Source organism: Leisingera sp. CC-HEC096, from assembly GCF_059429235.1.
This window is the reverse complement of sequence record NZ_JCAIJS010000001.1, coordinates 562,283-581,708: the sequence shown is the minus strand read 5'-3', so window position 1 is coordinate 581,708 and position 19,426 is coordinate 562,283. Positions and strand designations below refer to the sequence as shown.

Genomic DNA, 19,426 nt, shown 5'->3' with positions numbered 1-19,426 from the left:
TCGCAGCCGCTCCGGACGCGATGTCTCTGCCACAGCCCGCGCCATTCCGGCACGGCACCTGACAGGACACAGAAAGGACACCCCATGCGCCACTCGCTGAAACTCCTCGCCCTTGCCCTCGCCCTGCCCGCCGCGGCGGCATTTGCTTCCGAGGGTACACCCAGCGCCGAAACCCAGGCCAAGATCCGCGACCTGCTGACCGCGCAGGGCTATGACGTGCGCAAGATCGAAAGCGAAGACGGCCAGTACGAAGCCTACGCCCTGAAGGACGGCAAGAAATACGAGGTCTACCTGAACGGCAAGCTTGAGGTGGTGAAGATCGAAGAAAACGACTGAGCCCTACAGACCAGCACACCGGGCGCCAACTCCCGGCGCCCGCTTTGATAGGAGGGCTGAAATGCGCCGCACATACGTCTGGGACCCTGTGGTCCGGCTGTTTCACTGGTCGCTGGCCGCGGGCTTTGCCGCCAATGCGCTGTTCACCGATCCGGAGGGCGATCTTCATCTTTACATCGGCTATGCCATTGCCGCGCTGATCGGCATCCGGGTGATCTGGGGCCTCATCGGCAGCCGCTATGCGCGGTTCTCCAGCTTTCCGCCTGATGCCGGTGCTGCGGCCAGTCAGCTCAGCGATATCGCCACGGGGCGGATCCGGCGGCATCCCGGCCACTCTCCGCTGGGCGCGCTGATGATCTACAACCTGCTGCTGACGATCAGCGGCATCGCCTTCACCGGCTATCTGATGACGACCACCCCATTCTGGGGCGTCGAATGGCCGGAAGAGCTGCACGAAATGCTGGTCTCCTGGGCCGAAATCTCCATCGTTCTGCATGTGGCAGCGGTGCTGTTCGAAAGCCGCCGGACCAAAGTCAATCTGGCGCGTGCGATGGTCACTGGCTACAAGGAGATGCCCGGCACCTCAGCGGAGACCTGACAATGCGCCAGAACCGGCAAGACCCGGCCAAACCCTGGATCCTGATTGCCGTCATCGCCGTGCAGGCCCTCTGCGCGGCGGTGTTCCTTGGCGATGTGATTGCGGATCTCAGCGGGCTCGAGGCTGGTGAGACCGACGACGGCGAACGCAGCCACACATATATCGAAGGGCTTGCCGCGCTGGCGCTGACCGCAGCCATCGTGATCGAAACCCGCATTCTGATGTGGCTGCTGCGGCGCAAGGCGCATCTGGAGGAAAGCCTGAGTTCGGCACAAGCCGCGATTCAGGAGGTGATCGACACAGAGTTCGCCACCTGGAAACTGACGCCCGCCGAGCTGGATGTTGCGACGTTCCTGGTCAAGGGCCTCAGCACCGCCGAAATCGCCGCCATGCGCGGCAGTGCCGAGGGCACCGTCAAAGCGCAGCTCAATGCGATATACCGCAAGTCCGGCACCGCCAACCGGGCCGAGCTGATGAGCCTGCTGATCGACACCATGATGGGCCAGCGCCAGACCGGCCGCGGCGAAGGCACCGCCGCGGCCCGGCCGGCCTGATCCAAGATCAGACCAGCTTCCGCAGTTCCGTCTTCAGCACCTTGCCGTAATTATTCTTGGGCAACGCCTCAATCCGCAAATACGCCTTGGGCCGTTTGAACCGCGCGATCCGGCTGTTGCACAGGTCATCTAGTTCCGCGTCAGGCGCATCCCCAACGACAAAGGCCACCACTTCCTCGCCCCAGTCTGCATGAGGCCGGCCCACCACCGAGACCTCGCGCACCTGCGGGTGCATCAGCAGCACCTCCTCCACCTCGCGCGGATAAACGTTGGAGCCGCCGGTGATGATCATGTCCTTGGAGCGGTCCTGCAGTGTGAGGTAGCCGTCTTCGTCCAGCACCCCCATGTCGCCGGTCATAAGCCAGCCGTTGATAAGCGTCTTCCCTGTCGCCTCCGGGTTCTGCCAATAGCCCGGCATCACAGCATCCCCGCGCACCATGATTTCGCCGTGGCTCCCTGCAGGCAGGAACTCCCCCTCCGGTGTGCCGATCCGCACCTCCACCACGCTTTGCGCCCTGCCGACGCTGGCCAGCCGCTCGCGCCAGCGCGGATGCGTGCGGTCCTGCACGTCATGGCGGGGCAGCGCGGTGATCGCCATCGGGCATTCGCCCTGGCCGTAAACCTGCACGAAGACCGGGCCGAAATGATCCACCGCCTCGATGATATCAGCGGCATACATCGGCCCGCCGGCATAGACCACGGTCCGGAGCCCCTCCCCCTTGCAGCCCAGCCGTTTAGCTTCCGAGGTCATTCGTGTGACCATCGTGGGTGCTGCAAACATGTGGACGCGCCCGAAATGAGCGGCGAGGCCGAAGATCTCAGTTTCATCAAATGCGCCCGACTCAGGGCAGACATGGCGGGCGCCGGCCAGAACATGCTGGAGCGCATAGATCCCCGCCCCATGACTCATCGGCGCGGCATAAAGCGCGTGATCTTCGGCGCTCACCTGATCCACGTCGGCGAAATAGGCAATGGCCATGGCCGTCAGCATCCGGTGGGTGATCATCACCCCCTTGGGCCGCCCGGTGGTGCCCGAGGTATAAAACAGCCAGGCCAGGTCCTCCGGCAGACGCGAGGCAGGCTCCGCCACCGGTCCGGCATCCAACGCTGCCGCGTATTCAGCGCCGGCAATATCCACGCAGCGCACAGCGGCACCGGTTTCCGCGACCGCCTCGGTCAGCCCCGGAGAGGTGAACACCAGTTTTGCACCTGAGTTTTGCAGGATGAACTCTGCCTCCTTGCCGTGCAGCTTGGCATTGATCGGCACAGCCGCCGCGCCGGCATACCAGATACCGTAAAGCGCACTCAGGTAGTCCGGGCAGTTCTTCATGAAGATGCCGACCCGGTCGCCGGGTGAGACGCCCTGCGCCAGCAGCCAGCCCGCCACCGACGCCGCCCGCGCATGGAACTCTGCATAATCCGCCACCAGCTCCTGCCCCAGAAACAGCGCAGGCCGCGCCCCCTCCGCCGCTGCCATCCGCTGCAGCCACACTGCTATGTTCATCTGCTCCTCCCGGTGCCCAATTGCCCGCCACAAGGCGCGTCACGGCAACCCCTTCAATTTACCGGAATAACCGGGCTAAGAATACCATATGAGCGATCTTGCCTTTGACCATGCCCCCGTGGGCCTTGCCGTGCTGGAACGCCGCGTCATCACGCGGTGCAATCTGCAGTTTGCCGCCACCTTCGGCGGCGCTCCCGCGGACTATACCGGGATGCTGGTAGCCGGTCTCTACCCCAGCCAGGAGGATTTCAACCGTATCGGCGCCCTGCTGCAGCGGCCTGAGGCGCAAAGCGGCAGCTACAGCGACGAGCGCATCATGCGCCGCCGCGCCGGGGAGTTGTTCTGGTGCCGGGTGCGCGGCCGTTCGGTCACGCCAGGGGCGCCGTTCCAGACCGGCATCTGGTCCTTTGCCGATATCTCCGAGGACCGCCCGGTGGTCTCCCTGACCCCGCGGGAGCGCGAAGTGGCGATCCTCACCTGCAAGGGGCTGTCCGCCAAGGAAATCGGCAAGCAGCTGGATCTGTCCTACCGCACCGTGGAAACCCACCGCGCCCGCCTGCTGCAAAAGTTCGGCGCCCGCAAGCTCCCGGAACTGGTGGCAAAGCTGACGGGAATGCCGCTCTGAGGCAGCACCCGAAGGTTGACCGCGGCAGGCAATTGCAAATCCGTCAATCCGCCTCCATGTTACGGCAAGCATCGACAGCGCTTTCCTTGCGGTAATCCTTGCCCTATAAGCGCGCTAATTTCCTGCCTGCCGGGCCTCATGGGCCTGGGCGGGCATGTCGGAACCGGCTTGAGGACAAAATGACGAACAAATCTCACGAAGCGGATGTGGCATTCATCAAGGCGCTGGCGGAACTGCTGCGCGAAAACGATCTGACCGAATTGCAGGTCAAGCGGGAATACGGCGAGGAGGACAGCCTCAATGTCCGCGTCTCGCGCCAGACCGCGATGGCTGCCGCACCGGTGCAGATGGCCGTGCCCGCCGCCGCCGCCCCCGCCCCGGTTGCTGCCGCTGCAACTCCGGCTGCCGCAGCCGCGCCTGCCGCCGCCAACGACGATCCGGCCAGCCACCCCGGCGCCGTGACCTCGCCGATGGTCGGTACTGTGTACCTGCAGGCTGAGCCGGGCGCGCCCGCCTTTATCTCCGTGGGCAAGCAGGTCAGCGAAGGCGACACCCTGCTGATCGTCGAGGCGATGAAGACCATGAACCACATCCCGGCGCCCAAGGCAGGCACCGTGAAGCGCATCCTGGTCGAAGACGGCGCCGCCGTTGAATTCGGGTCGCCCCTGGTCATCATCGAATAAGGGTCTGCCATGTTTGACAAGATCCTGATTGCCAACCGCGGCGAGATCGCCCTGCGCGTGATCCGTGCCTGCCGGGAAATGGGCATCAAGTCGGTCGCGGTGCATTCCACCGCCGACGCCGACGCGATGCACGTGCGCATGGCCGATGAATCGGTCTGCATCGGCCCGCCGTCCGGCGCGCAAAGCTACCTGTCGATTCCCGCCATCATCTCGGCGTGCGAGATCACCGGCGCCCAGGCGATCCACCCGGGCTACGGCTTCCTGTCGGAAAACGCCAACTTCGTGCAGATCATCGAGGACCACGGGCTGACGTTCATCGGCCCCTCGGCCGAACATATCCGCATCATGGGTGACAAGATCACCGCCAAGGATACCGCCAAGAACCTCGGCATTCCGGTGGTTCCCGGGTCCGACGGCGGCGTGCCCGACATTGCCGCGGCCAAAAAGGCCGCCAAGGACATGGGCTACCCGGTCATCATCAAGGCCACCGCCGGCGGCGGCGGCCGAGGCATGAAGGTGGCCAAGGACGAGAAAGAGCTGACCTCAGCCTTCTCCACCGCCCGCTCCGAGGCCAAGGCCGCCTTCGGCAATGACGAAGTCTACATGGAGAAATACCTCCAGAAGCCGCGTCACATCGAAGTCCAGGTCTTTGGCGACGGCAAGGGCACCGGTATCCACCTGGCTGAGCGCGACTGCTCCCTGCAGCGCCGCCACCAGAAGGTGTTCGAGGAGGCCCCCGGCCCCTGCATCACCCCGGAAGAGCGCGCCAAGATCGGTAAAATCTGTGCCGACGCCATTGGCAAGATGGGCTATTCCGGCGCCGGCACCGTCGAGTTCCTGTATGAAGACGGCGAGTTCTATTTCATCGAGATGAACACCCGCCTGCAGGTGGAGCACCCGGTGACCGAAGCGATCTTCGGTGTCGACCTGGTGCGTGAGCAGATCCGGGTAGCCGAAGGCCTGCCGATGTCGTTCACCCAGGACGATCTGGAGATCAACGGCCACGCCATCGAAGTGCGGATCAACGCCGAGAAACTGCCGAACTTTGCCCCCTGCCCGGGCAAGATCACCCAGTACCACGCCCCCGGCGGCCTGGGTGTCCGGATGGATTCGGCGCTCTATGACGGCTATTCGATCCCGCCCTACTACGACTCGCTGATCGGCAAGCTGATCGTGCACGGCCGCGACCGGACCGAAGCACTGGCGCGCCTGAACCGCGCCCTGGGCGAGCTGATCATCGACGGTATCGACACCACCGTGCCGCTGTTCCATGCGCTGTTGCAGGAGAAAGACATCCACACCGGCGACTACGGCATCCACTGGCTGGAACGCTGGCTGGAAGAGAACACGCCGGCCTGACATCTGACGGGGCGCGCCATTGGCGGCGCCCCGTTTTACTTTTCCCTGCATTTTCCCGTTATACTGCCAGCACCATGAGCTTGACTGCGGACCTTCTGCTGCACGCCTATTCCGCCGGTGTTTTCCCAATGGCCGAACACCGCGACGACCCGGACGTGTTCTGGGTCGATCCCAAGCGGCGCGGGATCCTGCCGCTGGACGGTTTCCGCATCTCCCGCTCCCTGGCCAAGCGCATCCGCAACGGCGGCTTTGAAATTACCGTGAACCGCGACTTTGCCGGGGTGGTCGACGGCTGCGCCGACCGGGCGGAGACCTGGATCAGCGCCGAAATCCGCGACCGCTATCTGGAACTGCATATGATGGGCAACGCCCATTCACTGGAGGTCTGGCATCAGGGCGTGCTGGCCGGCGGCACCTATGGCGTCTCGCTGGGCGGTGCGTTCTTCGGTGAAAGCATGTTCTCGCGCCGCCGCGACGCCTCCAAAGTGGCGCTGGCCTATCTGACCGACCGGCTGGTGCAGGCGGGATTCACTTTATGCGACACCCAGTTCCTGACCCCGCATCTGGCCTCGCTCGGCGGTATCGAGGTCAGCCGCGCCCGTTACCGCGCGCTGCTGCGGGAGGCCTTGTCTCAGGATGCGGATTTCACCCGCCCCGCGGTGCCATCGCCTCAGCTGCTGCTGCAGCGGATGACCCAGACATCATAACGGCTGTGGTCCAGCGCGTTCAGCGCCGGGCTGGAGGCGATCATCCAGCCTTCGAACTGCACCGCGCCGTCATCGGGGTTACGCACGGTGAGAAAGGCAAAGGCGTCCCCTGTCGGGTTGTCCGCCGGATACCGGCACTCCGACACGGTGACCAGAACTCCGAACATCTCCGCACTGGCGCCAACGGCGACTTCGGCGTCCATGCTGTGGCCGTTGACCTTGTCCAGCGCCCGCAGCACCGCTGCGGTCCCTTGCGCCGCCTGCTCCTGCGCCACCGCAGGCAGCGCCAGCACAGCGGCTGTCAGGGCTGCGGCCAGGCGTTTCACGACTCTTCCCCGCCGCCTGCGACGAATTTGACCAGCAGCGAAATCAGGCTGACCGCACCTTGCGTGTCCTCGATCTCGTCGCCTGCCTCAAAGGCAAACTGAGAGCCGCCGGGCATAATCTCGACGAAATTGCCGCCCAGCAAACCTTCGGAAGAAATCACCACCGCGCTGTCATCGGGGATTTCGATCCCTTGCTTCACCGAAAACCTGGTGTCGGCGCGGAAAGTCTCGGGGTTCAGATCGACGCCGGTCACGGTGCCGATCTTGACGCCCGCCAGCCGCACATCGGTGCCGACGCTGACGCCCTCCAGCGATCGGAAAGACGCGCTCAGGTCATAGGTGGCGCCGGCGCGCGACAGGCCCGCCGCCTGCCCTGCATAAACGGCAAACGCAACCGCGGCGGCCAGCACAACACCGCCGGCAAAAACTTCAGTAGGATTGTGGGACATGTAACCAGCCTTCTGGCAGATGTTTATTCAGGCACCCAGGCCTCGTAGTCACGGCGCTCCTTAGGCTCGCCGCCCGCGCGGATAGAGCCAGCCGGCGCATAGGCCATCATGGTGCCGGTCAGGTTTTCCTGGTGCGGCTTTTCCCAGGCCTTGTGTTTCAGCGGCTTCTCGCTCGGCACCTCGTCAAAGGTACGGTGCAGCCAGCCGTGCCAGTCCGGGCTGACGCGCGAGGCTTCCACTTCGCCGTTGAACATCACCCAGCGCTTGCTGTCGTCCGCATTGCGGTAGAACACGTTGCCCTGATCGTCTTCCCCCACCTTGATGCCCTTGCGGGCGGTGAAGATCCGGGTGTTCAGGGTGGAGCCGTTCCACCAGGTCACAGCGCGCAGAAGAGTGTTCAGGATTCCCATGGATGCCTCCGGAGTTTTCCGACCTTGATATGGCCCAATTTCCCGCCAAGGTCCAGTGGCTTGCGCCCTCTCTGGCGGCCTTGCGGCGGGAACGGGCAGATTTGCCTCTGCCCCATTGGCGGGGCGTTTGCCGGCTCAGCTTTCCGCCGGTGCCAGCGCTGTCACCTCGATCTCGATGCGGAACTTGGGATCAATCAGGTTGCACTCAATCATCGTTGCCGCCGGCGGGTTGGCGCCAAAGGTCTCAGCCAGAACCGGCCAGCAGGGCTCAAACTCTGCCGCGTCCGGCAGGTAGTAGTTGACTCGCACCACATCGGCAAAGCTGGCGCCCGCTTTCTCCAGCGCCGCGCCGATGGTGTCCAATGCCGACTGGCACTGCGCCACTACATCCTCGCCCTGCCCGACGGTTCCGGCCACATGCACAAAACCGCCCGCAACTACGGCGCGGCAATAGCCGATCTTGGCCTCGAATTCACCGCCGGAGGAAATCCGTTTGATCATAGCCCTTTACCTTCTTCTGGCTGAAAATATCCCGGGGGAGCAGCGGCGGCTGCTGCGGGGGCAGAGCCCCCCAAGCCAAGCCGTCCTCCAAAAAAGAAACGGCGCGGAAGAAACCGCGCCGTTTGAACCAAGTTCTATCCGCTCACCCCGCAGACGCCGGCTCTTTCTCGGCATCCGCGTGGATCATCAGCGGCTGCGCGTCTGAGGTCACCGCCTCTTCGTTCACGACCACCTTGGTCACGCTGTCCATGCCCGGCAGATCGAACATGGTATCCAGCAGGATGTCCTCCATGATCGAGCGCAGGCCACGGGCGCCGGTCTTGCGTTCGATCGCCTTGCGGGCAATCGCCTTCAGCGCCTCGTCGGTAAAGTCCAGCTCGGTGTCTTCCAGTTCGAACAGGCGCTGGTACTGCTTGACCAGGGCGTTTTTAGGCTGGGTCAGAATGGTGACCAGCGCGTCCTCGTCCAGGTCCTCCAGCGTCGCCAGAACCGGCAGACGGCCGACAAATTCCGGGATCAGGCCGAATTTCAGCAGGTCTTCCGGCTCCAGGTCCTGGAAGATCTCGCCGACGCCGCGGTCGTCGTTGTCGCGCACATCCGCGCCAAAGCCCATCGCCGAACCCTTGCCGCGCTGCGCGATGATTTTGTCGAGGCCGGCAAAGGCGCCGCCGCAGATGAACAGGATGTTGGTGGTGTCCACCTGCAGGAACTCCTGCTGCGGATGCTTGCGCCCGCCCTGCGGCGGAACGGAAGCCACTGTGCCTTCCATCAGCTTCAGCAGTGCCTGCTGCACGCCCTCGCCCGACACGTCGCGGGTGATCGAGGGGTTTTCCGACTTCCGGGTGATCTTGTCGACCTCGTCGATATAGACGATGCCGCGCTGCGCACGCTCGACGTTGTATTCCGACGCCTGCAGCAGCTTCAGGATGATGTTCTCAACATCCTCGCCCACGTAACCGGCCTCAGTGAGCGTGGTGGCATCCGCCATGGTAAAGGGCACATCCAGGATCCGCGCCAGCGTTTGGGCCAGCAGCGTCTTGCCGCAGCCGGTGGGGCCGATCAGCAGGATGTTCGACTTTGCCAGTTCAATGTCCGAACCCGCTTTTTGCGCATGATTCAGACGCTTGTAATGGTTGTGCACCGCAACCGACAGCACCCGCTTAGCGGTGGCCTGGCCGATCACGTAATCATCCAGCACCTGGCAGATGTCCTTGGGCGAAGGCACCCCGTCGGTGGCCTTCAGCCCGGAGGCCTTGGTCTCTTCACGGATGATATCCATGCACAGTTCAACGCATTCATCGCAAATGAATACGGTGGGGCCTGCGATCAGCTTGCGCACTTCATGCTGGCTCTTGCCGCAGAAGCTGCAGTAGAGGGTGTTTTTGCTGTCGCCGCCTGAATTCGTCGCCATGGTCTACCTTTCAGTCCGCCCGGTCCGCTGCACCCGCGCTGCGGGGCATTTCATCTTTCTGCCAGCTTAAGCCAGTGCTTAGGCCGCCACAATGTGAAAGTGCGCCCCAAATTCACCGCGGGGCGCACCGCTGTTCACAAGATCAGGCGTCAGGCCTGCTCGTCATCGCCTTTGGCTCGGTTTTCAACGATCTCGTCGATCAGACCGAATTCCTTGGCCTCTTCCGGCGACATGAAATTGTCGCGCTCCAGCGCGTTCACCACGGTGTCATAGTCCTGGCCGGTGTGCTTGACGTAGATCTCGTTCAGGCGCTTCTTCAGCTTCAGGGTCTCTTCGGCGTGGATCATGATATCGGTCGCCTGGCCCTGGAAACCGCCAGAGGGCTGGTGCACCATCACGCGGGAGTTCGGCAAGCTGAAGCGCATGCCCTTTTCGCCGGCGGTCAGCAGCAGCGAACCCATCGACGCCGCCTGGCCGATCACCAGGGTCGAGACCTTGGGCTTGATGTACTGCATGGTGTCATAGATCGACAGGCCAGAGGTCACAACGCCGCCGGGCGAGTTGATGTACATCGAGATTTCCTTGGACGGGTTTTCCGCCTCAAGATGCAGCAGCTGCGCCACGATCAAAGAGCTCATGCCATCGTGAACCGGCCCGTTCACAAAGATGATCCGCTCCTTCAGCAGGCGGGAAAAGATGTCATAGGCCCGCTCGCCCCGGCTGGTCTGCTCAACCACCATCGGGACCAGGGTGTTCATGTATGTTTCTCTGGGATCAATCATTTCGACCTGCCTGCTTTGAATTATGTCCGGCACCATACCCGACAGAGTGTTACCCGAGTCTTAGTATCGCCCCATTTGACCTGCAAGGGGCGGCGGGCATTTTACGCTGCCGCAAACCTGCGTGCGGTGTCGCAATCCGCAGGAACGCTGTCGCTATCCTAGGGCTGCGCCGGGCGGCAGCGCCTTAGGTAGCAAAACCAAGTCCGAATTCCGCCCGGCTGCTGTGCTGCCCGGGTGCTGCGCTGGGGTCCCGTCATGGCCGATGACAGTTTCGTTCAGAAAGGCGCCGCCGCCAATCTCGCCATCCCGTTCGAGGGCGAGCCGCAGGATTTCTATTTCCTGCTGCTGCCCAAGGCGACGATGCTGCCCGTGGCCGCCGCCATCGAACCTTTGCGCATCGCCAACCAGGTCACCGGCACACGGCTTTACCGCTGGTACATCATGACAGAGGACGGCCAGCCGGTGCGCTGCTCCAACGGCATGGTGGTAACGCCGGACACCCCGCTGCAGCCGCTGCCTTCGGATTCGCTGGGTTTTGTCTGTGCAGGCGTCGAACCGCACGCCGCCGCCAGCGAGGTCACCCTGAACTGGCTGCGCCGCGAAAGCCGCTTTGGCCGCTCCATCGGCGGCATCTGCACCGGCGCCTTTGCGCTGGCCCAGGCCGGGCTGATCAAGAATCACAAGTTCACCCTGCACTGGGAAAACCAGCCGGGCTTTCTGGAGAGCTACCCGAACCTGGAGCCCTCGCCCAATATTTTTGAGATCTCGGGTCCGCTGATGACCTGCGGCGGCGGCAATGCCGCAACCGACATGATGCTGCACCTGATCGAGGAACGCCACGGCAAGCAACTGGCGATCATCGTCGCCGACATGTGCCTGCACGTGCGCTCCGGCGGCCAGGCGGCACCGCAGAAATCGAACTATGCGGTGGCCATCGGCAGCCGCAACCAGCGCCTGCTGAACGCGCTGCAGCTGATGCAGGAATCAATCGAGGAGCCGCTGTCGATCGGCGAGCTGTGCGACCGGCTCGACATCTCCCGCCGCCAGTTGGAACGGCTGTTCTCGCGCTATCTGAACCAAAGCCCGATGCACGTCTATTTCGACATGCGCCTGAGCCACGCCTTTGCGCTGATGAACGAAACCTCGATGTCCGTCACCGAGATCGCGCTGGCCTCGGGCTTCAACTCCGCCACCCACTTCTCGCGCCAGTTCAAGCGCAAGTTCGGCGCTTCCCCGCATTTCTTCCGCAAGGGCTGGAGCTGAGCGCCGCTCTGCCCGAAGAAATGGCTGAGCTTGAGGCGCCCCGCCCCGGCGGCGCACTGCAGTGATGCCGCGGTGCAACGCTTACTTGCGTTCTCAATCCATGGTAGCACCAGCCACATATTTGCCTGATTTTTTCTCTATCCCAAGCCACACGCCAAAGGAGATCAAGAAGAAGACACCACACCTGCCGGAATCTGCAGTCCGGCACAGGCCCCCAGCAGCCGGATCGGCCGGATAGAACTTTTTAGCTGCCCATTAATACCCCCGCTCCCCCTCCACCCATTTCAGGAAACGGAGCGACTTAATTTCATTAACCCATCAGGTATTCCCATGCACCGTTTCCCAGTCACCGACCTGCCGCAAGACAGACGCGCGGCGGGCAGCAGCACAAGCACGTTCTTAACGGCTTGTGCCGTGGCGGTCCCGGTGCTGCTCGCCGTGTCGGCGGGGAACCTTGCGGACCCGATAGTCCGTTACGACGACTATCCAGCCCTGTTGGCCCAGCCCGAAGGGTTTTGGCAGAAAACCCTGACCGAAGGCCGCTGGCTCAACTACCTGTGGCACCTGCGCGGCGTCGTCACGCCGGCCTGGCTGAATTTCGTTCTGTTCCAAATCCTGTGGGGTGTGACCGCAGCCGCCATTGCCACTGCCGCAACCCCGCCCGGCAACCGCAGATGGTTTGCCATCGCCTTGGCTCTGACCCTGCTGCCCGCTCCACCGGTATTTCTGATGGCGCCCTGGTCCAGCACTCTTATCCCCGGGTTTGCGGTGCTGGCGCTGTTTGCCTGCCTCGCCCTTGTGCTGTCACAAGCCGCGCTGCGCTGGCTGCTGCCGCCGTTCACGCTGCTTGCATTCACCGCCTACACCACCTTCCCGCTGATCCTGTTCGCGATCTGCCTGATGAGCACCCGTCAGCGCTCGCTGCGGGATCTCACCGGTCTGGTGATCCTGTTCGGGGCCAGTTTCGCCGCTGCCGTGCTGGCGGTCTATACCCTGAACTGGCAGGCGCACGGTGTCTTTGGCATCCCGCTGGACCCCGCCCGCAGCCCCGACCCGGCGCGGGATCTGGCAGGGCTGTGGCCGCATCTGCCGCTGCTGAAAGAAACACTGTCGGTCCTGCTCGGCAAGCTCAGCTTCCAGTCCACGCCGGTTCTGCTGTTTCACCTGTGCCTGATGAGTACTGCCACAGCTGTGCTGCTGCGCCGCCAGCCGCTCGAGGCGCTGTATCTCTGGACCGCGCTTGCGGCAGGGATGGCCCTGATGGCCCTGCAGGTACTGAAACTGGGCGTGACAATCCCGGTGCGGGCCTTTCATTTCACTTGGATCCTCTATGCGGTTCTGATCGTGCGCGCCGCGCAGGAACTCAGCCGCGGCCCTGGCCTGCCGGGGCGGCTGGCGCGCAATGCGGTGCTGCTGGTTGCGCTCAGCTACCTGGTGCAGACTGCGGTGCAATTCACCCGTTTTCGCGACTGGCAGCACGAGACCCGCGCGATGGCCGCCGCCATTGCCGCGCAACCGGGGCCGGTCTACGCCACTGGCAGCATTCTGGACCACCCGGCAGCGCGCAAGGCAGGGCTTCACCGGGCCAGCAGCCTGGCCAGCCGGCTGGAGCTTCTGACCGGGCGCCAAGTCTCCCTCTGCGGGACAGCTCCCGAAACCTGCGCCCATCTGCCGCCAGACCTGCGCAGCCCCGCGCCGGAGCCGCAGCCGCGAGCCCGGCTGGAACGTTTCAAGGGCGCAAGCGTCCTTGTGTTCCCGCCGCGGCAATAGAAGGTCCGGCTCCCAAGTGAAAAAGGGCGCCTTTAGCGCCCTTTCTCAACACCCTTCAGGGCTGCTGCTTACTGTGAATAGGACTGCAGATAGGCGATCACCGCCTCAATATCGCTTTCTTTCTTCAGCCCGGCAAAGGACATCTTGGTGCCCTTCATGTACTTCTTGGGCTTAGCCAGAAAGGCCGCCAGCTCAGCTTCATCCCAGACCAGTCCGCCTTCCGCCGCGGCCTTCATCGCCTTGGAATAGCGGAAGCCTTCCTCATGCCCCGCCGGCGCACCGACGATGCCGTTCAGGATCGGCCCGGTCTTGGACTTGGCGCCCTCGCCGACCTGGTGGCAGGCCTTGCACTTTTTGAAGGTCTTCTCCCCCTTGGCCACCAGCTCCGGGTCAAGAACCGCAGCAGTTTCAACAGGTTCTTCAACCGCCTCTTCCGCTGCTGCTTCCTGCACTGGCGCGGCTTCAGCAGGCGCTTCTGCGCTTTCCTCCTCCGGCGTCACATCCAGCACCAGGGCGCGCATGGTGATCTCGACGTTTTCCTTGCAGTTCTCCATGCAAGGCTCCAGGTTCCAGAAGTGCTTTTCCGCCTCCAGCCGGTCATCCAGAATGAAACCATCCGCATTCGGAAGCTCGACCTGCATGAAGGTCTCGTCGGAAAGAACGAACTCGTCATCCACCAGATCGTTGGAATAGAGGATATAGGCCACGATGGCATAGACCTCATCCGGCGTCAGCGACTGCGCATCGCCAAACGGCATCGACCGGTTCACGTAGTCCCAGGTGGTCGATAAGTAGGGCCAGTAGCTGCCCACCGTCTTCAGCGGGTCCTCATGGTCCAGCGTACCCTGCCCGCCTGCCAGCTTGGGCCAGTTGCCCACGCCCTCGGCAAAATCGCCATGGCAGACCGCGCATTTCTCGGCAAAGACCTCCTCACCGGTGAACACATCACCCGAGCCCGCAGGCAAGCCGGTGCCATCCGGCGCCACGTCCAGATCCCAGGCCGCGATTTCCTCCGGCAAGGCCGGACGGCCCAGGCCGAATTTCTCGGCCGCAACAGGCCCAGCACCCAGAGCCGCCAGCGATGCAGCCAATAGAATGTTCCGCCCGGCCGGCAGGCCGGGCAGCGCCTGTCCGCCCCCATGGGCGGGCGCTTCGCTTTCCGCCCGCGGCCGGGCGCTGCCCTCTGCTCGGTTGTTCAGCCTGTTAGGAAACCTCGACATTTTCCGCCTCCCCGTTTGCCTTGACCCACCAGGTCTGGATGGCGTTGTTGTGATAGATCGAATTCAAGCCCCGCACCTCGCGCAGCTGCGCCTTGGTGGGCTGCACATAGCCGGAAGAATCCTTGGCCCGGCTCTGCAGCAGCATCTCTGAGCCGTCCCAGTTGATATCCAGGTAGAACCGGGTCAGCGCCTTGTCCGTTCCCGGCGCCGCCAGCCGCGCCTCGGCCCAGGTTTTGCCGCCGTCCAGCGACACATCCACTCCAGTGATCGCGCCGCGGCCCGACCAAGCCAGGCCGGTGATCACCAGCGGCCCCGCGCCATGCTTGATGGGCGCCTGCGGGCTGGGGCTGGTGACGACGGATTTCGCATCCATCTCCCAGGTCCACTTGCGGCTGACGCCATTGGCCAGCGTGTCGGTGTATTTTGAGGTCTCCTCGCGGCTTTCGACCGGCTGGTCCATGACCTCGACCCGGCGCAGCCATTTGACCCACATGTTGCCTTCCCAGCCCGGCACCACCAGCCGGACGGGATAGCCATGCTCCTTGCGCAGCGCCTCGCCATTGGCCTTGAAGGCGACCAGCACGTCGTCCATCGCCTTCTCCAGCGGGATCGAGCGCCCGTTGGAGGACGCATCCGCGCCTTCCACATAGACCCATTTGCCTTCGGGCTTGACGCCTGCTTCCTCCAGCAGCGTCCGCAGGGACACGCCGGAGTATTCCATATTGTGGATCATCCCGTGGGTGAACTGCGCGCCATTGAGCTGCGCGCCCGCCCATTCCATGCCGGAGTTCGCCGCGCATTCGCAGAAATAGACACGGTTCTCACGCGGGAAACGCTCCAGGTCTTCGTAAGTGAACACCAGCGGCGTATCGACCAGACCGTTGATCATCAGCCGGTAATCTTCCTTGCGCAGCTCGATGGCACCCGAATGATGACGCTCGAACGCACAACCCTGCGGCGTGATCGTGCCGTCCAGCGCATGGATCGGCGTGAAGTTGATCGAACTGATGGTGTCCGCCGTCAGCCACTCCACATTGCGGCGCACCACGTCGCTTTCGTATTTGATCGGAAGGCCATAGGGCGTGGCATCCACCCCCTCGCCCAGACCGCTGGCCCACTCCTGCACTTCGGTGATCAGCGGATCGGGTGTTGCTGCCTTGGCAGCCCCGGCCGCCACTGCCCCTGCGCCAGCCGCTGCCGCCCCGGTCAGGAACTGGCGGCGCGAGGGCGCCAGGCTCTTGGCGTCGTCACTCATTTTTCTTTGCCTCCTTACATAGATAAATTCACGTTCGTGAATTCAACTGCGCAAAATTTTTTCGGTCTGCCCGCCGCCAGGGCGGGTGTGATCTGCCCCTGCCGGGGCAGGCGCTGATTAGGCGCCCGCCACCTGCACGGAGGTATTCGGATTCAGGCTCACGGTGCCGAGCTTGCGGATATGATCCTCAACCACATCCCAGATCATCGGCCCTTCGGTACCCTCGTTCACGCTGGCCCAGCCGGCCACCACATAGGATTTCGCCGGGTCGATCGCCTCGCCCGTTTTCAGCAGCGTCATCTCGCTGATCCGCTCGCCCTGCGGCTTGGTGATATCGATCCGGTAGCCCATGCCGCCGATCCGCACCATGTCGCCGCCCTGCTGGTAATAGGGATCCGGGTTAAAGATGTTGTCGGCCACGTCCTCCAGGATCACCTTGATGAACTCGCCTGTCATCTCGCTCCGGTAGGCCTCGCCGTAGGACATCGAGGTCACGTTCCAGATATCCTCGCGGGTGATGTCGTCCCCCGGCACCAGCGACGGCCCCCAGCGCACGCCGGGCGACATGGCGATATCCGCTTCCCGCTCGCTCAGCAGCGCATCGCAGATCAGGTCGTCCCAGGTGCCGTTGAAGTTGCCGCGGCGGTACAGCAGCGTATCGGTCTGGCCTATCACCTCTTCCAGCTGCGCCTTGTAAGGCGCGCGTTCGGCCTCGATCAGCTGCGCCACCGCAGGGTCCGGCGCTATCACGTCCGAGAACACCGGGATCAGCTTGTGCCGCAGCCCCATCAGCTGGCCGTCGCGCACATCCAGATCCACGCGGGAGACGAATTTACCGTTCGAACCGGACGCAATGATATGCGTCTTGCCGACCAGCACCGGCTCCGGCAGCGCGTCGTGGGTGTGGCCCGACAGGATCACGTCGATGCCCTGCACCTTGCCGGCCATCTTCTTGTCGACGTCAAAGCCGTTGTGGCTCAGCACCACCACCAGATCCGCGCCCGCCGCGCGGACCTCATCCACCATCATCTGCATGTTCTCGTCACGGATGCCGAAGGAGTACTCCGGGAACATCCAGCGCGGGTTGGCGATCGGCATATAGGGGAAGGCCTGGCCGATCACCGCCACCTTGGCGCCGCCGCGCTCAAAGAACTTGTAGGGCTTAAACAGCTCTGCCGGCTCATCCCATTCCGCATCAAAGATGTTCTGGCCAAGCGCGGCAAAGGGCAGGCCCTCGACAATCTCGTTCACCCGGTCGCTGCCCAGCGTGAACTCCCAGTGAAAGGTCATCGCATCCGGCTTCAGCGCGTTCATCACGTTGACCATGTCCTGGCCTTGCGTGTGATGGCAGGTGTAGGAGCCATGCCAGGTGTCGCCGCCGTCAAACAGCAGCGCATCGGGACGGTCGGCACGGATGGAGTTGATGATCGTCGCCACCCGGTCCATCCCGCCGACACGGCCGTACATGGCGGCCAGCGCCGAGAAATCATCATAGGTCAGCGCATAGGCCGAGGGGCTGCCGTCAGCGATGCCATAGGCCTTGCGGAAGTCCGCGCCGGTGATGTGCGGCACATGGCCCTTGTTCTCGCCAACCCCCAGATTGATCGACGGCTCGCGGAAATAGATCGGCTTAAGCTGCCCGTGAATATCGGTCACATGGATCAGGCTGATGTTGCCAAAGGTGTCAAACTCCAGCAGCTGGTTCTGGGTCAGCGACTGCTGCGCAGCCAGCCGCGCCCAATTGCCAAAGCCTGACGCCCCCACCATGGCCGAGGCGGCCATGGAAACCTGCAGAAAATCGCGGCGCGAGATCATGTGTACCGGTATCCTGTATGCTCACGCGACATATTCACGTGAATGAATGTTTTAGAAGAGACACGCCCCGCACCTGGAAACAGGCGCGGGGCGCAAAGATCAGTTGCGGACGGAAGGAGCTTCGACCGACAGCCCGTTGCCGCGCGAGGCGACATAGAGTTCCAGCGCGACAAACTCCGCCGAGCCCGGCTTGTAGGTCTCGGCGCGGGTGTCGCGCACGCAGCCCTTAAAGCGCGCATGCGCGGTGTTCAGCTTGGTGTTCTTCAGACGGTACACCGGGAAGCCGTTGATCTGGCCCTGGCTCAGATGGTCGGCGCGGATCATGTTGCCATAGTTGTCCTCATGGCAGTTCGCGCAGGACAGCTCCAGCTGGCCGGTGCGCGTGTAATACATCTCCTTGCCCTTCTCCCAGGTCGCCTGGACCGGGCCGTCGATGGCCACGTTCACCGGCATCCCGCGGGACTGGACCGAAATCAAAGCCTCCATCGCGGCCATCTTGCCGCCGGAGTATTTCCACTTCTCGGCGCCCATCTGGTTTTCGCGGCAGTCGTTGATCTGCATGTTCAAGGTGCGGACTTCGCCGGCGGCTTCGTTCCACTTCGGATACACCGCGCGCACGCCTGCCATGCTTTCCTCGACATCGCCGTGGCACGACGCGCAGGACTTGCCCTCGGAGCCGTCGGCAGTGTCCCAGGCTTCCTGCGCCTGATCGACAAACACCATCGCCGGGTTTTCGAAGTCATCCATCTGCAGGGCCTGCGTCTCGTCGGAGCGGAAGTGCCAGCCCGACATCACCTCATCCAGCACATCCGCCACATGGGCGGGTGCTGCGGCCTTGGTGACCATCTCGATATCCTCGTTGACCACCAGCTTGTCGTCATCGGGGCCTGCGCCCGCTGCCATCGGCAGCGCCAGCACTGCGGCAATTGCTGTGATTGCCTTTTTATTCATTCCTTTTCCTCCCTTGGGTGCCTGCCCTGCCCGGTTCACACCGGACAGGACGCGTGCCTGAAGATCCGGAACGGATCAGCCGATGGCGATTTTCTTCTTGGTGTCGTAGACGGAGCCGTCGTCGTCATACCAGGTGAAGACGAACTCGCCCGCTTCCGGCACGGTCGCGTCGAACTCGAAATACGGGTTGGTGGAGATCGCGGGCTCCATTGCGACGTCCAGCACCATGGTGCCGTTGAACTCGCAGGTGAAGCGGTTGATGATCGAGCGCGGGATCAGGTTGCCTTCCTTGTCCTTGCGCTGGCCGCTTTCCATCTTGTGGCTGATCAGCGTCTTGATGGTGACCGCCTCACCGGCGGCAGCGGTTTTCGGGACCTTGACGCGGGGTTTAACACCGGATGCCATGTCTTTAATTCTCCTTAGGAATTCCGTTCAGGGAGCGGGCGGCCTCAGCCGCCGCAGCCGCCGATGGTGACTTTGACGGTGGCGCTGGCCTTGGCAAAGGAGCCGTCTGCCATCTTGGCAACCGCAACCACGTCCTGGGTGCCTGCCAGGCGGATCCGGGTGGAGGCCGACTGCTGCGCTGCGCCTGGGCCGAAGTTGAAGGTTGCAACACCCGGTTCCGGGTTGCCGGTTGCCAGCACCAGGATCGCAGTGGCGCCCGGCGCCTCGACCGAAACCGGAACGGTGTTGCCGTTTTCGGCAATCTCGGGCGCGGTCAGGGTCACGCCCCCTTCGGCCATATCGGCACCGCCGGTAAAGGCGGCGATCCGGTCATCCGCCGCCGCAGTCGCACGGAACGGCAGCACGGTAACCACGGCAGCGCCCAGGCCCATCGCCAGGGTCTCACGGCGTGAGAACTCCATCATATCTCTCCTTTGAATTCACATCGGTGCGGAGCGCGGGA

22 protein-coding genes are annotated in these 19,426 nt (G+C 63.4%); 9 read left to right on the top strand and 13 right to left on the bottom strand.

Annotated elements, in window-relative coordinates; all coding sequences use genetic code 11:
- The first annotated feature begins 84 nt into the window (after positions 1 to 84).
- From AC5STI_RS02890 to AC5STI_RS02880, 3 genes are all read left to right on the top strand, one after another.
- On the top strand, positions 85 to 336 hold the full coding sequence (locus tag AC5STI_RS02890) for a PepSY domain-containing protein (RefSeq protein ID WP_495445517.1): 252 nt from the start codon (positions 85 to 87) through the stop codon (positions 334 to 336).
- Positions 337 to 397: 61 nt separating this feature from the next.
- Positions 398 to 934 carry a cytochrome b/b6 domain-containing protein gene (locus AC5STI_RS02885; protein ID WP_495445516.1) on the top strand — a complete coding sequence of 179 codons (537 nt, stop codon included), beginning with the start codon at positions 398 to 400 and terminating at the stop codon, positions 932 to 934.
- A 2-nt stretch (positions 935 to 936) separates the two neighbouring features.
- The gene (locus AC5STI_RS02880; RefSeq protein ID WP_475051428.1) at positions 937 to 1,488 is read left to right on the top strand and encodes a helix-turn-helix transcriptional regulator; all 552 of its coding nucleotides are present in this window, start codon (positions 937 to 939) and stop codon (positions 1,486 to 1,488) included.
- A 7-nt stretch (positions 1,489 to 1,495) separates the two neighbouring features.
- Here the strand turns inward: AC5STI_RS02880 and AC5STI_RS02875 are convergent, their stop codons facing one another.
- Positions 1,496 to 2,992, bottom strand: a complete 1,497-nt coding sequence (locus AC5STI_RS02875; RefSeq protein ID WP_495445515.1) for a class I adenylate-forming enzyme family protein — start codon at positions 2,990 to 2,992, stop codon at positions 1,496 to 1,498.
- Between the two features lie 88 nt (positions 2,993 to 3,080).
- Here AC5STI_RS02875 and AC5STI_RS02870 point away from each other — a divergent pair, with 88 nt between their 5' ends.
- The 4 genes from AC5STI_RS02870 (at position 3,081) to aat (ending at position 6,366) form a co-directional block, all read left to right on the top strand.
- A complete protein-coding gene (locus AC5STI_RS02870) occupies positions 3,081 to 3,617 on the top strand; it encodes a LuxR C-terminal-related transcriptional regulator (RefSeq protein ID WP_475051424.1) in 537 nt (178 codons plus the stop codon).
- Positions 3,618 to 3,796: 179 nt separating this feature from the next.
- Positions 3,797 to 4,300 (top strand): acetyl-CoA carboxylase biotin carboxyl carrier protein, encoded by a 504-nt coding sequence (accB, locus tag AC5STI_RS02865; RefSeq protein ID WP_495445514.1) that lies wholly within the window; start codon positions 3,797 to 3,799, stop codon positions 4,298 to 4,300.
- A gap of 9 nt (positions 4,301 to 4,309) precedes the next feature.
- A complete protein-coding gene (gene accC / locus AC5STI_RS02860) occupies positions 4,310 to 5,659 on the top strand; it encodes an acetyl-CoA carboxylase biotin carboxylase subunit (protein WP_495445513.1) in 1,350 nt (449 codons plus the stop codon).
- Between the two features lie 74 nt (positions 5,660 to 5,733).
- Positions 5,734 to 6,366, top strand: coding sequence for a leucyl/phenylalanyl-tRNA--protein transferase (gene aat, locus AC5STI_RS02855; RefSeq protein ID WP_495445512.1), 633 nt, complete (start codon positions 5,734 to 5,736; stop codon positions 6,364 to 6,366).
- On the opposite strand, the gene AC5STI_RS02850 is transcribed toward aat, so the two are convergent.
- From AC5STI_RS02850 to AC5STI_RS02825, 6 genes are all read right to left on the bottom strand, one after another.
- Positions 6,330 to 6,692, bottom strand: a complete 363-nt coding sequence (locus tag AC5STI_RS02850) for a DUF2155 domain-containing protein (protein ID WP_495445511.1) — start codon at positions 6,690 to 6,692, stop codon at positions 6,330 to 6,332. The two genes, aat and AC5STI_RS02850, sit on opposite strands and share 37 nt — an antisense overlap.
- Positions 6,689 to 7,141 (bottom strand): outer membrane lipid asymmetry maintenance protein MlaD, encoded by a 453-nt coding sequence (gene mlaD, locus AC5STI_RS02845; protein ID WP_490399508.1) that lies wholly within the window; start codon positions 7,139 to 7,141, stop codon positions 6,689 to 6,691. Before mlaD ends, AC5STI_RS02850 begins: the two co-directional genes overlap by 4 nt.
- Positions 7,142 to 7,164: 23 nt before the next feature.
- Positions 7,165 to 7,551, bottom strand: a complete 387-nt coding sequence (locus AC5STI_RS02840) for an NADH:ubiquinone oxidoreductase subunit NDUFA12 (protein ID WP_027237966.1) — start codon at positions 7,549 to 7,551, stop codon at positions 7,165 to 7,167.
- 135 nt (positions 7,552 to 7,686) lie between these two features.
- Positions 7,687 to 8,052 (bottom strand): RidA family protein, encoded by a 366-nt coding sequence (locus tag AC5STI_RS02835; protein WP_495445510.1) that lies wholly within the window; start codon positions 8,050 to 8,052, stop codon positions 7,687 to 7,689.
- Between the two features lie 142 nt (positions 8,053 to 8,194).
- On the bottom strand, positions 8,195 to 9,463 hold the full coding sequence (gene clpX, locus AC5STI_RS02830; RefSeq protein WP_475051411.1) for an ATP-dependent Clp protease ATP-binding subunit ClpX: 1,269 nt from the start codon (positions 9,461 to 9,463) through the stop codon (positions 8,195 to 8,197).
- Positions 9,464 to 9,612: 149 nt separating this feature from the next.
- A complete protein-coding gene (locus tag AC5STI_RS02825) occupies positions 9,613 to 10,245 on the bottom strand; it encodes an ATP-dependent Clp protease proteolytic subunit (protein ID WP_058287204.1) in 633 nt (210 codons plus the stop codon).
- A gap of 255 nt (positions 10,246 to 10,500) precedes the next feature.
- Here AC5STI_RS02825 and AC5STI_RS02820 point away from each other — a divergent pair, with 255 nt between their 5' ends.
- Both AC5STI_RS02820 and AC5STI_RS02815 read left to right on the top strand, forming a co-directional pair.
- Entirely contained in the window at positions 10,501 to 11,508 is a 1,008-nt protein-coding gene (locus AC5STI_RS02820; protein ID WP_490399511.1) for a GlxA family transcriptional regulator, read from the top strand.
- Positions 11,509 to 11,838: 330 nt separating this feature from the next.
- A complete protein-coding gene (locus AC5STI_RS02815) occupies positions 11,839 to 13,278 on the top strand; it encodes a hypothetical protein (RefSeq protein ID WP_495445509.1) in 1,440 nt (479 codons plus the stop codon).
- A 68-nt stretch (positions 13,279 to 13,346) separates the two neighbouring features.
- Here the strand turns inward: AC5STI_RS02815 and AC5STI_RS02810 are convergent, their stop codons facing one another.
- The 6 genes from AC5STI_RS02810 to soxY form a co-directional block, all read right to left on the bottom strand.
- Positions 13,347 to 14,498 (bottom strand): c-type cytochrome, encoded by a 1,152-nt coding sequence (locus AC5STI_RS02810; RefSeq protein ID WP_495445508.1) that lies wholly within the window; start codon positions 14,496 to 14,498, stop codon positions 13,347 to 13,349.
- Positions 14,482 to 15,753: a sulfite dehydrogenase gene (gene soxC / locus AC5STI_RS02805; RefSeq protein WP_495445507.1), complete on the bottom strand. Its 1,272-nt coding sequence runs from the start codon at positions 15,751 to 15,753 to the stop codon at positions 14,482 to 14,484. The genes AC5STI_RS02810 and soxC overlap by 17 nt, the downstream gene beginning before the upstream one ends.
- A 117-nt stretch (positions 15,754 to 15,870) precedes the next feature.
- Entirely contained in the window at positions 15,871 to 17,568 is a 1,698-nt protein-coding gene (gene soxB, locus AC5STI_RS02800; protein WP_495445506.1) for a thiosulfohydrolase SoxB, read from the bottom strand.
- A gap of 99 nt (positions 17,569 to 17,667) precedes the next feature.
- Positions 17,668 to 18,519 (bottom strand): sulfur oxidation c-type cytochrome SoxA, encoded by an 852-nt coding sequence (soxA, locus tag AC5STI_RS02795; protein ID WP_495445505.1) that lies wholly within the window; start codon positions 18,517 to 18,519, stop codon positions 17,668 to 17,670.
- A 75-nt stretch (positions 18,520 to 18,594) separates the two neighbouring features.
- Positions 18,595 to 18,924, bottom strand: a complete 330-nt coding sequence (soxZ, locus tag AC5STI_RS02790; RefSeq protein ID WP_475051398.1) for a thiosulfate oxidation carrier complex protein SoxZ — start codon at positions 18,922 to 18,924, stop codon at positions 18,595 to 18,597.
- A gap of 44 nt (positions 18,925 to 18,968) precedes the next feature.
- The gene (gene soxY, locus AC5STI_RS02785; protein ID WP_475051397.1) at positions 18,969 to 19,385 is read right to left on the bottom strand and encodes a thiosulfate oxidation carrier protein SoxY; all 417 of its coding nucleotides are present in this window, start codon (positions 19,383 to 19,385) and stop codon (positions 18,969 to 18,971) included.
- Between the last annotated feature and the right edge of the window lie 41 nt (positions 19,386 to 19,426).

Excerpts from the sequence above, each read along its gene's own strand:
- AC5STI_RS02890 (WP_495445517.1), top strand. The coding sequence starts at position 85 with ATGCGCCACTCGCTGAAACTCCTCGCCCTTGCCCTCGCCCTGCCCGCC.
- AC5STI_RS02820 (WP_490399511.1), top strand. The coding sequence starts at position 10,501 with ATGGCCGATGACAGTTTCGTTCAGAAAGGCGCCGCCGCCAATCTCGCC.
- clpX (WP_475051411.1), bottom strand. The coding sequence starts at position 9,463 with ATGGCGACGAATTCAGGCGGCGACAGCAAAAACACCCTCTACTGCAGC.
- soxC (WP_495445507.1), bottom strand. The coding sequence starts at position 15,753 with ATGAGTGACGACGCCAAGAGCCTGGCGCCCTCGCGCCGCCAGTTCCTG.
- AC5STI_RS02810 (WP_495445508.1), bottom strand. The coding sequence starts at position 14,498 with ATGTCGAGGTTTCCTAACAGGCTGAACAACCGAGCAGAGGGCAGCGCC.
- accB (WP_495445514.1), top strand. The coding sequence starts at position 3,797 with ATGACGAACAAATCTCACGAAGCGGATGTGGCATTCATCAAGGCGCTG.
- mlaD (WP_490399508.1), bottom strand. The coding sequence starts at position 7,141 with ATGTCCCACAATCCTACTGAAGTTTTTGCCGGCGGTGTTGTGCTGGCC.
- soxZ (WP_475051398.1), bottom strand. The coding sequence starts at position 18,924 with ATGGCATCCGGTGTTAAACCCCGCGTCAAGGTCCCGAAAACCGCTGCC.
- AC5STI_RS02825 (WP_058287204.1), bottom strand. The coding sequence starts at position 10,245 with ATGATTGATCCCAGAGAAACATACATGAACACCCTGGTCCCGATGGTG.
- AC5STI_RS02835 (WP_495445510.1), bottom strand. The coding sequence starts at position 8,052 with ATGATCAAACGGATTTCCTCCGGCGGTGAATTCGAGGCCAAGATCGGC.
- aat (WP_495445512.1), top strand. The coding sequence starts at position 5,734 with ATGAGCTTGACTGCGGACCTTCTGCTGCACGCCTATTCCGCCGGTGTT.
- AC5STI_RS02870 (WP_475051424.1), top strand. The coding sequence starts at position 3,081 with ATGAGCGATCTTGCCTTTGACCATGCCCCCGTGGGCCTTGCCGTGCTG.
- AC5STI_RS02815 (WP_495445509.1), top strand. The coding sequence starts at position 11,839 with ATGCACCGTTTCCCAGTCACCGACCTGCCGCAAGACAGACGCGCGGCG.
- AC5STI_RS02885 (WP_495445516.1), top strand. The coding sequence starts at position 398 with ATGCGCCGCACATACGTCTGGGACCCTGTGGTCCGGCTGTTTCACTGG.
- soxY (WP_475051397.1), bottom strand. The coding sequence starts at position 19,385 with ATGGAGTTCTCACGCCGTGAGACCCTGGCGATGGGCCTGGGCGCTGCC.
- AC5STI_RS02840 (WP_027237966.1), bottom strand. The coding sequence starts at position 7,551 with ATGGGAATCCTGAACACTCTTCTGCGCGCTGTGACCTGGTGGAACGGC.
- soxA (WP_495445505.1), bottom strand. The coding sequence starts at position 18,519 with ATGAATAAAAAGGCAATCACAGCAATTGCCGCAGTGCTGGCGCTGCCG.
- accC (WP_495445513.1), top strand. The coding sequence starts at position 4,310 with ATGTTTGACAAGATCCTGATTGCCAACCGCGGCGAGATCGCCCTGCGC.
- AC5STI_RS02875 (WP_495445515.1), bottom strand. The coding sequence starts at position 2,992 with ATGAACATAGCAGTGTGGCTGCAGCGGATGGCAGCGGCGGAGGGGGCG.
- soxB (WP_495445506.1), bottom strand. The coding sequence starts at position 17,568 with ATGATCTCGCGCCGCGATTTTCTGCAGGTTTCCATGGCCGCCTCGGCC.
- AC5STI_RS02880 (WP_475051428.1), top strand. The coding sequence starts at position 937 with ATGCGCCAGAACCGGCAAGACCCGGCCAAACCCTGGATCCTGATTGCC.